The following is a 12,567-nucleotide window of genomic DNA, read 5'->3' on the forward strand; positions in this document are numbered from 1 at the left end:
CTGGCTCTGAGGGGAGGCGACTTCCAAACCCCTATAATGTCGGCGGAGGGATAGACCATGAAGAACAAGTTTTCTCGGGAGCACTGGCTCTCGCCGGACGTGCTCGGCTTCGCCGCCCACTGGGCGTGGATTTGGTGCGTGTTCTGGAGCAGCCGCTTCTACGAGGAGGGAGCGCAGCTGGGCGCCGCTGCCTTCACTCCGGGCACCATGCTCGAACCGCTCTGGGTCGTGTCCCTGCTCGCCAACGTGGTGTCCATCGCGGCCTTTCTGCTGCTTGCCCGCGTGCGCAACCCCCTCTCGGAGTTGCGGGTCGTGCCCTGGGAAGCGGCGGTTCTCACCGCGCTGGGCACTCTGTGCGTCTCCCTGCTGCCAGGCCTCGTGGATCCGAGCTCGGCGCCCACCCTTTATTTAGTGGGGGCCGTTCTGACGGGCGTGGGCAGCGGTGGCATTGTGGTGCTGTGGGGCGAACGGCTCGTGGAGTACGGCCCGCGCCGGCTCATGCGGGTCTTCGTTGCCGCCATCATCATGGCCGCAGGGGCCTACGGCGTACTGCTTGCCCTACCCGCAACCGCCGCGCACCTCGCTGTGGCAGCCCTTCCCCTCATGAGCATCGCCTGCTACCGGCGCCAGGCACGTCGCCTGCCCCGGGTGCCCCAGAAGTACCGCAACCTGCCCGTTGCAGCGCGGTTGCCCCTCGTCATGATCCTCGTGGCTTTCTTCTTCGGCCTGTCCTTCGGGCTCATGAAAGGGCTCATGGCCCCCGTGGGGGCGGGGTGGATCAATCTGCGCGACCTTCTCAACATCGTGGCCATCGTGGGGGCGGCCGGTGCCTTCTACATCACCAGCGCCGTGTTCAAGATGGACTTCGACCACCTCACCTACCAGGTGGCCCTGCCGGCCATGGCCGCGGGCTTCCTCTTCCTGCCCCTGCACGAGCCCCTCTCCATCATCGGAACGGCGGTGCACCAGTTCGGCTACCAGTACTTCTATATCGTGCTGTGGGCCATTTGGGCCGTGCTCGCCGCTCGCGAGGAGGTGCCCGCCGCCTGGATGGCCGCCTGGGGCCTGCTCGCCATCCAGCTCGGCCAGTTCGCCGGGTCCGTGGCGGCCGACGTGAGCCACCCCTTCCTGGCGAGCGACCTGTCCCTGGCCATGCTCGCCGCCCTCGTGATCTTCCTCATCCTGCTCGTGAGCCTGTTCGTGTTCGGAAACCGCTCCGCCTCCACGGGCTGGGGCTTCGTGCGCCCCATGGAAGAAGAGGCGCGGCCTGCCGCAGGGACAGGACTGGACGAGGCCTGTGAGGCCCTGGCCCGGCGCCACCGCCTGACCTCCCGCGAGCAGGACGTGTTCCAGCTCTTGGCCCGCGGCCGCAATCGCGCCTTCATTCGCAAGGAGCTCGTCATCGGCGACGAGACGGTGAAGAGCCACGTGAAGGCCGTCTACCGCAAGTTCGAGGTTCACTCCCAGCAGGAGCTCATCAACCTCGTGGAAGAAGAACGCACCGCAGGCTAGGGGCCGCCTCATGCCCTGTTTCCGAGGGGTTCTGTTGCAAGCGCACAAGATGAGGTACAATAAAGAACATGACTGATTCCAAGCAGACAACGCTCACGGCGCCCGCTAATGTGGATATGGCGCTCGTGGTGGGTGAGGCCGACGGGATACTCCACCAGATGGAGGAGGCCTTCGATGCCCGCATCACCGTGCGGGGCAATACGGTGTCCCTGGCCGGCGACCCTATCGAGGTGCAGCAGCTCACGGCGCTGCTCACCGACCTGTTCCGCCAGGCCGAGGGGGGAGAGGCGCCCGATGCCGACTCGGTGCGCCGGGCCATCGAGCTTCTGCGCCATGCCGAGTTCGCCCCGTCGGCTTTGCGTGACGACGTGCTGCTGTCCTACCGCGGCCGCGCCATCCGCCCGAGAACCGCCGGCCAGAAGCACTACGTGGATGCCATCCGCGAGAACACCGTCACCTTCGCCATCGGGCCCGCCGGCACGGGCAAGACCTATCTGGCCATGGCCATGGCGGTGGCGGCCCTGAAGCGCAAGGAAGTGGGCCGTATCGTGCTGTCCCGTCCCATCGTGGAGGCCGGCGAGAACCTGGGCTTTCTGCCCGGCACCCTCTTCGAGAAGGTGGATCCCTACATCCGCCCCCTCTACGACGCCCTGTACTCCATGTTCGATATGGAGCGCGCCGCCGCCCTCATCGAGACCGGCGTCATCGAGATCGCGCCCCTCGCGTTCATGCGCGGCCGCACCTTGAACGACGCCTTCATCATTCTGGACGAGGCCCAGAACACCACCCCCGAGCAGATGAAGATGGCGCTCACCCGCCTCGGCAACGGAGCAAAGATCGTCGTCACCGGCGATATCTCCCAAATCGATCTTCCACGGGGCATAAGCGGCCTCGTGCAGGTGCGCTCCATTCTGGAGGGCATCGACGACATCGCGTTCTGCGATCTCACCGGAAAGGACGTCGTGCGCCACTCCCTTGTCGCCACCATCGTGGCAGCCTACGAGCGCGCGACGGGAAAGGCCTGATTCCCATGGACATCCTGATCACTTTCAACCACGGCGAAGACCGCCTCGCCGAGCTTCCCCTGGCATCGCTGGCGCAGTTCGTCCTGAAGGACGAGGGGAAGCCCGCCAACTCGGAGGTGTCCATCAGCTTCGTGGACAATGCCACCATCGCCGAGCTGAACGAGCGCTTCCGCGGCATCGAGGGGCCTACCGACGTGCTGTCCTTCGAGTGCGACAACATCGCCGACGACATGACCGCCGCCGACGGGGAGGGCTGCCCGGTCTACGAGCTCGGCGACATCATCATCGCCCCAGACGTGGCCGCCACCCAGGCGGAGGAGTACGGCAACTCCTTCGAGCAGGAGATCAGCCTGCTGCTCGTCCACGGCCTTCTGCACCTGTGCGGCTACGACCACATCGTCGACGAGGAGGCCGAGGTGATGGAGGCCCGGGAGAAGGAGCTCCTCACGGCCTGGTCCGAGCGCGACCTGCCGGCCACCGACGAGAGCCGCTAGGCGCCCCGTGCCCGACGATCGCCCCACTTCGGCCCCGGCCCCCCAGCCCGTCCCGCCCGCCGAGGGCGGCTGCGGCTGCGACGGGCGCCTCGTGCGCACCGCTGCCGACAGCCGGGCCGACGGCGCGGGCCGGTTCCCCCTGCTGTGCGCCTTCCGCTGCGCCGGCCGCGGCATCGCCTACGCCTTCACCTCCCAGCGCAACCTGAAGATCCAGCTCGCCGTGGGCCTGCTCGCCGTGATTGCCGGCTTCGCTCTGGGCATCTCGCGGACCGAATGGCTCGCCGTCGTGCTGGCCATCATGGTGGTGGCCGTGTCCGAGGTGGTGAACACCGCCGTGGAATCGGTGACCGACCTGGCCAGCCCCGACTGGCACCCCTTGGCCCGGGCCGCCAAGGACGCCGGGGCCGGGGCCGTGCTTCTGGCCTCCGCGGGCTCGGTGGCGGTGGGGCTCATCGTGTTCGCCCCGCACCTGCTGGCCCTTCTTCCCTGACCCTCTGACCGCTCCGACCCCCGCACGCTCCCGTCCGCCTCGCGGGCGGCAACCCGAAAGGACACCCGTGGACCTCGACGCCTACTTCGCTGAAAACCCCATGGGGGGCTCGTTCCCCACCAACCCCGACTTCAAGAGCGGATTTGTCACCCTGGTGGGACGTCCCAACGCGGGCAAATCCACACTTTTGAACGCCATCATGGGGAAGAAGATCGCCATCACCTCCAACACGGCCCAGACCACGCGCCACCGCTTCCGCGCTGTGTACACCACCGACGAGATGCAGATGATCATCGTGGACACGCCGGGTTTGCACAAACCCAAGGACGCCCTCGGCGAGGAGCTGAACACCTCGGCCATCAAGGCCCTGGAGGACGTGGACGTGGTGGCCATGCTCATCGACGCCTCCCAGCCCATCGGCCGAGGGGACGAGTGGGTGGCCGAACAGGTGCGAGCCGCGAAGGGCTCGGCGAAGATCTGCGTGCTCTCCAAGACCGATATGGCCAGTGATGCCCAGATCAGCGCCCAGCGCGAGGCGGCCGAGGCACTGTGCGACTGGGACGCCATGGTAGGGCTCTCGTCCACCACGGGCCGCAACGTGGACGCCTTCGTGGAAGAGGTGCAGTTCCTCTTACCCGAGGGCCCGGCGTGGTTCCCCGCCGACATGGAGACCGATCAGCCCCTGGAAGTGATGGTGGCCGAGTTCATCCGCGAGAAGGTGCTTCGCAACTTCTTCGACGAGGTGCCCCATGCCATCGGAGTCGGGGTGGAGGAGATGGAGTTCGAGAAGCCGAACCTCTACCGCATCTACGCGGTCATCTACGTGGAGCGCGACAGCCAGAAGGGCATCATCATCGGCAAGCGCGGCGCGGCCATCAAGCGCATCGGCACCGAGGCCCGCCGCGACCTGGAGCTTCTCCTGGGATCCAAGGTGTTTTTGGACCTGTCGGTGAAGGTGCGGAAGAACTGGCGGCGCGACGCGAATCAAATTCGCCGATTCGGTTACGGAGAAGGTGCGTAGGCGGTATATCTGCGCTACAATTCTCCCCAACCATACCTTTGAGGAGAGCTGTAGATGAAGTGCCCCCGCTGCTCGTTCCATAACGCCGACGACGCCCCCTTCTGCCAGGAGTGCGGCCACGTGTTCCTCTCGAGCGACCGCATTCCCGCCGTGCCCGATCCGGCCGAGGCGGAGCGCCGCCGCGATGAGGCGCTCGGGGCCGTGCCGCCGGTGGTGAAGGTGCCCGACATCGCCGTGCCCGAGGCCAAGCCGGCCGCGCGCCCCACGGTGCCCGAAGTGGTGCCCGCCGCGCCGCGCACTTCCGTGGCCGATCTGGTCGATCCCCTGCCCGAGCCCCCGCGGGAGCCTGACTTCTCCGGCTTCGAGCGCCTCGTGGACTCAAGCTATGTGCCCCCTGCGCCCGCGAGCAGCGCCGGCGACACCGCCGAGATCCCCGTCGTCCGCGACGAGTACGTGCCTCGGGCCCGCAACTACACCCTGGGCCTGTCCCCGCGGGAACAGAAGAAGCGCGACCGCGAGCAGCGCAAGCTCGAGCGCCAGTTCGCCAAGGCCCAGCAGAAGGAGGAGGCGCGCCGCATCCGGGAAGAGGCCCGCGCCGCCGCCGAGGTCGCCCGCGAGGAGCGCAAGGCGGCTGCGGCTGCCGCCCGCGAGGAACGGCTGGCCGCGGCTGCGGCCGCCCGGGAAGAGCGCAAGGCCGCCGAGGTCGCGCACGCCCCTGAGGCGGACGAGGCCCTGGCCGCCGGCGCCATGCTGGCCGCAACGGAGGCCGCCGCGGCTGAGATGGCCGCCGCCAGCGAGCAGGCCGATGGGGCCGAGCCGGCACCCGCAGCCCCGGACGCCACGGCGGCTCTGAAGCCCGGCACCCTGGAGCTGCCCGCGGCCGAGACGGGCATCGTGCCGGTGGGGGAGCGCGCCATCGCATCCACCGCCGAGGCCGAGGCCGCCACGGAAGACGAGCCCGCGGGCGCCCTTGCGCCGGCTACCGGCGCCGGTCCTTTGGAGGCCGCCGGTGCCCCATCGACCCCGGCGGCCCCGGCCGGGGCCGAGACGGCGGCGATGGCCCCCCGAAGCGCTTCCGCCACGGGGAACCCGCGCGCCAAGGCGGCCGCAGCCAGGGCCGAGGCCCGCGGTGCCGAGCCGGGGGACGCGACCCGGACCGATACCGCGAAGAGCCCGAAGACCGTCGCCGCGCCGGCAAAGGGCCCCTCGGACAAGAAGGCCCCCGCAACCGAGAAGGCCGCCGCGCCGTCGGCCGCCCAGGCCCGGCCGCCGCGCTCCAAGGCCCCCTTCATCATCGGCGCCCTCATCGCCCTCATCGTGGCCGGCGGTGTCGCCGCGGCGGGCACCTACATGGCCGAGATGTGGGGCGGCAAGACCGTTCCCTCCGTCGTGGGGCTTCCCCAGGCCGAGGCCGAGGCCGCCTTGGCCGATAAGGGGTTCGCCGCCGCCGTGACCGAGGAGAAGTCCGACGAGGCCCCGGGCACCGTGCTGGCCGCCGCCCCCGACGGGGGCCGAGCCGAGGAGGGGAGCACCGTGGAGCTCACCGTGGCCGTGGCCCGCACGGTGCCCGCCGTGGCGGGGCTCACCCAGCAGGAGGCCGTCGACCTGCTCGCCGCCGAGGGTCTTTCCAGCGTGGAGGTGACCGAGGAGAAGTCCAACGAGGCCGCTGGCACCGTGCTCGCCGTGACCCCCGAGGTCGGCACCGCTCTCTTGTCCACCGACACCGTTACCCTCACCGTGGCCGTGCCCTTCACCGTGCCGGATGTGGCGGGCTCCTCCCGCGACGATGCCGTGGCGGCCCTGGAGGCCGAGGGCTACGAGGCGGATGTCCAGCGCTACTACACCGAGGATGCGGAGGAGGGCACCGCCGTCTCCACCGACCCGGAGGCTGGCACCGAGCTTAACTCGGGCAGCACCGTCACGCTCTACATCGCCAAGTCCCGCGCCGCCGAGCTGCGCGAGCTCACCACCGGCGTGCTGCCCGGGGCCACGCTGACCACCGAGGAGGGCACCTACCTGGTGAAGGAAGTGAAGAGCACCTCCTACAAGGGCGATGGCGAGGTGAGCTACACCGTGGTAGCGGTGAAGTCCGAGGTGGTGAAGTTCCCCTTCGGCCTCGGCGAGAAGACCTACTACGACGACAAGAACCCCGTGACCCTCGAGGGCGGCCTGGTCTGGAACGACAACGACAAGATCTCCTACGCCAATCCCGAGATCACCCTGCCCTAGGGCGGCGCGAGCGGTGTCCCAGCCCACCTATCCCCTGCGCGCCCTGGTGCTGCGCCGCACGAAGCTGGGGGAGAGCGACCTCATCCTCACCCTGCTCGCCGCCGACGGCAGCCTGGCCCGGGCCGTGGCCAAGGGGGCCCGCAAGCCCACCAGCTCCTTCGCCGCCCGCACCGAGCCCCTCTGCGTCGTCGACCTTCTGTGCGCCCGCGGCCGCAGCCTCGACATTGTGAAAGAGGCGCGGCTCGCCGGCGCCCACGACCCGCTGCGCCGCGGCATCGAGGCCTCGGCCGCGGCCCTGCCCCTGCTGGAGCTAGCCGGTCGCGTGGCCCAGGACGGCCTGGAGAATCCGCGGCTGTTCCAATCCATCACCCGGGTCCTCGACGTCATGGATACCGCCGACGACAACCACCGCCTGGCTCTGGCCGCCGCCGCGCTCGTGAAGCTGCTCGCCTTCTCGGGGCTGCGGCCAAGCCTCGAGGCCTGCGTGGGCTGCGGCGCCCCCATCGCTTTGGAAGAGGGGGCTCGCGTGCCCTTCTCGGCCATCGAGGGAGGTGCGGTCTGCCCCGCCTGCCGCCCGCACCTGGAGACGGTTCCCGTAGAGGCGGCCACCCTGTGCTGGGCCCAGTACTTCCTCGGCAGCCCCTTCGACGCCCTGGCCACTGGGCCGGCCGACCCCTCGGCCTCCTTTGCCGTGCTGCACCTCGTTCAGGCCCTCGTGCGGGCCCACGTGGGCAGCCCCCTGAAGTCCCTGGAGTTCCTCTTCACGAGCGGCCTGTTCTGATGCGGCGGCAAGGGCGCGGCCCTTGCGCTTCCGGGACCTCGCCGCCCGACCATGGCCCGCGAAACGCCGTCGAGCCGCCGCTCCCTGTGCAGATACGGTGACGCTGGCGGAATGGGGCCTTGTGGATGGGGGAGTGCTCGCCTATACTAGGCAAGCTGTGCAAACAGCCCATCGGCCCCTAGCTCGAATGCGCCACCCGCTTTCCCGCTCGGAGCCGACGACAAGAAAAAGCCGCAGGAAGCGGCGAAGGAATGCGGGGCATTCCCGCAGAAGAAAGGTGGCAATCATGGCCAACAAGGACAGCATCTCCAAGGAGCGCACCGCCGAGCTCATGCGCGAGTTCGGCAAGAACGAGCAGGACTCCGGTTCCGCCGAGGTGCAGGTGGCGATCCTCTCCGAGCGCATCCGCAACCTCACCGAGCACCTGAAGGTGCACAAGAAGGACAACCACACCCGTCGCGGCCTCATGATGCTCATCGGTAAGCGCCGCGGTATGCTGAAGTACATCAAGAACCGCAACATCGACGAGTACCGCGAGCTCATCAAGAAGCTCGGCATCCGCGACAACATCTAGTTCGAGCAGGTACGGGGCCCCGAGGGGCCCCGTTTGCTGTATAGAGCGGTCGTAGGCGCAAGGGTGTGCCGCGGTCGCGGGGGCGGGGGAATATAAGTAGCCCGAACCCGAAGGAGCTTCCGCGCAATGAGGCGCGGAGGAGAAGAGAAAGAAAAGAAGACATGACCAAGATTGTCGAAGAATTCGAGTTGTACGGCAAGCAGTACCGTCTGGAGACGGGCGAACTGGCCAAGCAGGCCACGGGAGCTGTGCTCGTCACCTGCGGCGAGACGAGCGTGCTCGTGACCGCCGTCGTCTCCAGCCAGGAGCGCGACTACGACTTCTTCCCCCTGACCGTCGACTACATCGAGAAGATGTACGCCGTGGGCCGTATCCCCGGCGGCTACCTGAAGCGCGAGGCGAAGCCGTCCGACCACGGTACGCTCGTGGCCCGCATGGTGGACCGTCCCATCCGCCCCGGTTTCCCCGACGGCTACAAGAACGAGGTGCACATCGTTGCCACCCCGCTTGTGATCGACGAGGAGCACCTGCCCGACACCATCTGCGTGGCCGGCGCTTCGGCGGCCCTGCTTGTGGGCGGCGCCCCCTTTGATGGGCCGGCCGCCGCGGTGCGCATCGGCCGCAATGCCGAGACCGGCGAGTTCATCGTGAACCCCACCAACACCGAAATGGAGACCTCCGACCTGGAGCTGACCATCGCCGGCACCGCCGACTACATCTCCATGGTTGAGGCCGGCGCCGACGAGATCTCCGAGGAGGACATGCTGGCCGCCATGACCTTCGGCCAGGAGGCCATCGCCGCCTTCTGCGAGAAGCAGGCCGCCTTCCTCGCCCGCGTGAACCCCACCCCCATGGAGTACAAGATCCACGCTGCCGACCCGTCGGTGGCCGAGCGCGTGGACGCGCACCTGGCCGAGATGTCCGCGGCCCTGAAGGACGCCGACAAGGCCGCCCGCATGGGCAAGGTGGAACAGCTCAAGGCCGCCATCACCGAGAACGACTTCACCGAGGAGGAGCGCACTGCCTGGGGCAGCGACATCAAGGCCGCGCTGAAGTCCCTGGAGAAGCGGGCCATGCGCGCCATGATCATCGAGACCGGCGAGCGCGTCGACGGCCGCAGCGCCGACGAGATCCGCCCGCTCTACATCGTGCCGGGCTACCTGCCCCGCGTTCACGGAAGCGGCCTGTTCCAGCGCGGCCAGACCCAGGTCATGTCCGTGTGCACCCTCGGCATGCTCAACGAGTGGCAGCGCCTCGACACCATCTGGCCCGAAGAGGGCAAGCGCTACATGCACCAGTACAACTTCCCGCCCTACTGCACCGGCGAGACCGGCCGCATGGGCGCCCCGAAGCGCCGCGAGGTGGGCCATGGCGCTCTCGCCGAGCGCGCCATCCTGCCGGTGCTGCCCGACACCGACGCCTTCCCCTACGCCATCCGCGTGGTGAGCGAGGTGCTGGAGTCCAACGGCTCGTCGTCCATGGCCTCCACCTGCGGCTCCTGTTTGGCCCTCATGGACGCTGGCGTGCCGATCTCGGCCCCTGTGTCCGGCGTGGCCATGGGCCTTATCAAGGAAGGCGACGATGTGGTCGTGCTCTCCGACATCCAGGGCATCGAGGACTTCCTCGGCGACATGGACTTCAAGGTGTGCGGAACGCCCAACGGCATCACCGCGCTTCAGATGGACAACAAGGCCCGCGGCCTGTCCGTGGAGATTCTCGCCCGTGCCCTGAAGCAGGCCCACGAGGGCCGCGCCCACATCCTTAAGGCCATGCTCGCCACCATCGACGGCCCCCGCGCCGAGATGAAGGAGACCGCGCCGCGCATCGAGACCATCAAGATCCCCGTGGACAAGATCCGCGATGTCATCGGGTCTGGCGGCAAGGTCGTCCGCGGCATCCAGGAGGAGACCGGCGCCTCCATCGACATCCAGGAGGACGGCACCATCCACGTGGGCGCCGTATCCGGCACCGCCATGGAGGCCGCCAAGGCCATGATCTTGGGCATCGTGAAGGAGCCCGAGGTGGGCGAGGAGTTCGAGGGCGAGGTCGTCGGCATCAAGGACTTCGGCGCCTTCGTGAAGCTGACCCCCGGCAAGGACGGCCTGCTGCACATCTCGCGCGTGGCCAACGGCCGCGTGGGGAAGGTGGAGGACGTGCTGAACCTGGGCGATGTCATCAAGGTCGTGGTGCTGGAAGTGGATCCGAAGACCGGCAAGATCTCCCTCGATCGTCTGGACAAGCCGGACGCCCCCGAGGGAAGCGCCCCGGCCCGTCGCGAGGACCGCGGCGAGCGCGGACACGGCCATGGCGAGCGTCGCGAGCGCCGGGAGGACAACCGTCCCGGTCGCGCCGGCCGCACCCCGCGCCGTCGCCACGAGGGCAACTAGCGCCTCGCGCAGAACCGGAGAAAGCACCGAAAGCGCTCCGGCAAGCACCGCCCATCTCGAAGAGCCGCCTTGTGCGGCTCTTCTTTTTACGATCGGGGAACTCATGCTTTTCCCAGACTTGGCTTGGGTATATAATCCAAATTTACCTACAGCTTGGTAACGGGAGCGCGACAACACGGCTACGGCATGTTCGGCGCTTTCGCCGATAGAGAGCCAGGAGATGACCGCCATGAAGCAGCAGCATCGGTTCCTCCGCAGCGCATTGGCCGCTGTGCTCGCCTGGGGCCTGATGGTCCCGGCCGGCGCCGCCTACGCCGACGGGGAAGATACCGCTACCCCCCCCCTAAGTTCTGAAAGCAGCTCCGGCGAGGGGGCATTCGACGGCCCCCTCGTCGATGCGGGCGCCTCCGCGCCCGGGGCCACGGCCTCCGAGACGGGCGGCGAGGGCGCCGCAGCCGCCGACCCGACTGCCGCCGAGGCCGCGGGCGAGAAGGGCGCCGCTGCGACCTCCGTGGCCTCCGCCCTCGGCAATCTGGTGCCCCGCGCGCTTGCCTCCGAGGCCCCCGAGGCTCGGGAAGGGCAGACTGCGGGCGACTTCACCGTCGTGGGCGGCAAGGCCGCCACGAGCCAGACGGCCGGCGACGGCGACTACTTCTTCGAGGGCACCACGCTGCATATCCTCACATCCACGCCGCTCACCGTGAGCACGGCGGCTGCCACGGGCCACAATATCGAGATCAATGCCGGTGTGAAGGCCGACCTCACCCTGGCCGGCGTGAACATCAACTCGCCTCTGGCCCCCATCAATCTTGTCACCAACTCCGATGAGGACAAGGACGGCAAGAAGGTCACCAACGCCAACCAGATCACGAACAAGACCATGCTCTATCTGACGCTGGCGGAGGGCAAGACCAACACGTTGGTCTGCAGCAATGCTACTATCACCGGTTCTCCCGGCATTCGCTGCGGCTGGGGCTCCGTTCTCGTAATCGACGATGCCCTCACAAATGTGCGCGCTGGCGGCTCCAAGTTCAATCTGGACGACATCATCACGCCGGAGGGCGGCGCGATTCCCGAGAATGCCACTCTCTACGATGGCACCACCACGGTGAAGGCCGGCGATTCGCCGACGGTGATGGATGTCGAGAATTGCGTTCTGGAGGTTACGGGCGGCGGTCACTCGGCGGGTATCGGCTCCGGTCCCAACGAGAATGCGGGCACGCTCATCTTCAACGGCGGAAACATCACGGCTCGTTGCCTGCCCTTCACCACGAACTACGGCATAGCGAACGGTGCCGGCATCGGCGGGGGGTCGGGCGGCTCTGGCACCGTGATGACATTCAACGGGGGAAACATCGACGCCTATGGTGGATCGTGCGGCACCGGTATCGGCTCGGGGCTCGGCTATTACACGTCAGACCATATCGGTGGTACGCCGAAGGGCGATGCCATCAACATTCTCTCCGGCGAGGCCACCTCGGGTGGTTACAGCTTCATTGCCAAGCCGCAAGACGTTCTGTGGTTCTGCTGCCGTACCGCCCATGCGGCTTGCCCTGTTCACTATCTGAACTCGGCAAAGGACGACAACTACTTCACCGTGGCCGGCGATATCACGATCAATGGCGGATTCATCAAGGCGACGAGCGGCGTTCACGGCAACGCCATGGGCCAGAGCTGCTCCCATGGCCCGTCGTCCAATCGCAATCACGTGATCCGCGTCACGGGCGGCACGGTACTCACCAAGGTTCAGGGCGGTGCTCCCGGCTCCTTCACTCCGGGCGGCGCCCGTCCTCCGGTGGCCTCCCTCGGCGCCGCCTTCGGCTATACCATCGTTACCGGCGGCTCCATTCAGCTCGAGACCAACGTCGCCACCAAGAAACCGGCCTTCCAGGGCATCGGCGACACGGCCTACAACACGCCGGGCATCGCCACGTGGGACGACGTGGAGCAGTACAAGGCCGACAACGGCGTTGACGGCCTGCCCGACACCGACAAGGTGCAGATGCTCACCATCGACCTGTCGAGCGAGTTCGACAAGGGCGCCACCGATGCCG

The 12,567-nt window shown here is 68.0% G+C and carries 9 protein-coding genes and 1 pseudogene; all 10 read left to right on the plus strand.

The window, feature by feature from the left end:
- Positions 1-57: 57 nt before the first annotated feature.
- A complete protein-coding gene (locus tag AAK988_RS09670) occupies positions 58-1,512 on the plus strand; it encodes a helix-turn-helix transcriptional regulator (RefSeq protein WP_151430079.1) in 1,455 nt (484 codons plus the stop codon).
- Positions 1,513-1,580: 68 nt separating this feature from the next.
- Positions 1,581-2,537 carry a PhoH family protein gene (locus AAK988_RS09675; protein ID WP_262999800.1) on the plus strand — a complete coding sequence of 319 codons (957 nt, stop codon included), beginning with the start codon at positions 1,581-1,583 and terminating at the stop codon, positions 2,535-2,537.
- Between the two features lie 5 nt (positions 2,538-2,542).
- Positions 2,543-3,031, plus strand: coding sequence for an rRNA maturation RNase YbeY (gene ybeY, locus AAK988_RS09680; protein ID WP_369880663.1), 489 nt, complete (start codon positions 2,543-2,545; stop codon positions 3,029-3,031).
- A 7-nt stretch (positions 3,032-3,038) separates the two neighbouring features.
- Positions 3,039-3,521: a diacylglycerol kinase family protein gene (locus AAK988_RS09685; RefSeq protein ID WP_369880664.1), complete on the plus strand. Its 483-nt coding sequence runs from the start codon at positions 3,039-3,041 to the stop codon at positions 3,519-3,521.
- Positions 3,522-3,621: 100 nt separating this feature from the next.
- Positions 3,622-4,542: a GTPase Era gene (gene era, locus AAK988_RS09690; protein WP_135970580.1), complete on the plus strand. Its 921-nt coding sequence runs from the start codon at positions 3,622-3,624 to the stop codon at positions 4,540-4,542.
- A gap of 54 nt (positions 4,543-4,596) precedes the next feature.
- Positions 4,597-6,771, plus strand: a complete 2,175-nt coding sequence (locus tag AAK988_RS09695; RefSeq protein ID WP_369880665.1) for a PASTA domain-containing protein — start codon at positions 4,597-4,599, stop codon at positions 6,769-6,771.
- A 13-nt stretch (positions 6,772-6,784) separates the two neighbouring features.
- On the plus strand, positions 6,785-7,552 hold the full coding sequence (gene recO, locus AAK988_RS09700; protein WP_369880666.1) for a DNA repair protein RecO: 768 nt from the start codon (positions 6,785-6,787) through the stop codon (positions 7,550-7,552).
- A 286-nt stretch (positions 7,553-7,838) separates the two neighbouring features.
- A complete protein-coding gene (gene rpsO, locus AAK988_RS09705) occupies positions 7,839-8,126 on the plus strand; it encodes a 30S ribosomal protein S15 (protein ID WP_035021466.1) in 288 nt (95 codons plus the stop codon).
- A gap of 161 nt (positions 8,127-8,287) precedes the next feature.
- Positions 8,288-10,513, plus strand: a complete 2,226-nt coding sequence (locus tag AAK988_RS09710; RefSeq protein WP_369880667.1) for a polyribonucleotide nucleotidyltransferase — start codon at positions 8,288-8,290, stop codon at positions 10,511-10,513.
- Positions 10,514-10,733: 220 nt separating this feature from the next.
- Positions 10,734-12,567 (plus strand): annotated as a pseudogene (locus AAK988_RS09715) (hypothetical protein); the annotation flags it as partial.

This window comes from Adlercreutzia muris (genome assembly GCF_041223505.1).
Classification (GTDB): Bacteria; Actinomycetota; Coriobacteriia; order Coriobacteriales; family Eggerthellaceae; genus Adlercreutzia; species Adlercreutzia muris.

What these genes read in the sequence shown, in the direction of transcription:
- AAK988_RS09670 (WP_151430079.1), top strand. Translation starts at nt 58, where the DNA reads ATGAAGAACAAGTTTTCTCGGGAGCACTGGCTCTCGCCGGACGTGCTC.
- AAK988_RS09675 (WP_262999800.1), top strand. Translation starts at nt 1,581, where the DNA reads ATGACTGATTCCAAGCAGACAACGCTCACGGCGCCCGCTAATGTGGAT.
- ybeY (WP_369880663.1), top strand. Translation starts at nt 2,543, where the DNA reads ATGGACATCCTGATCACTTTCAACCACGGCGAAGACCGCCTCGCCGAG.
- era (WP_135970580.1), top strand. Translation starts at nt 3,622, where the DNA reads ATGGGGGGCTCGTTCCCCACCAACCCCGACTTCAAGAGCGGATTTGTC.
- AAK988_RS09695 (WP_369880665.1), top strand. Translation starts at nt 4,597, where the DNA reads ATGAAGTGCCCCCGCTGCTCGTTCCATAACGCCGACGACGCCCCCTTC.
- rpsO (WP_035021466.1), top strand. Translation starts at nt 7,839, where the DNA reads ATGGCCAACAAGGACAGCATCTCCAAGGAGCGCACCGCCGAGCTCATG.
- AAK988_RS09710 (WP_369880667.1), top strand. Translation starts at nt 8,288, where the DNA reads ATGACCAAGATTGTCGAAGAATTCGAGTTGTACGGCAAGCAGTACCGT.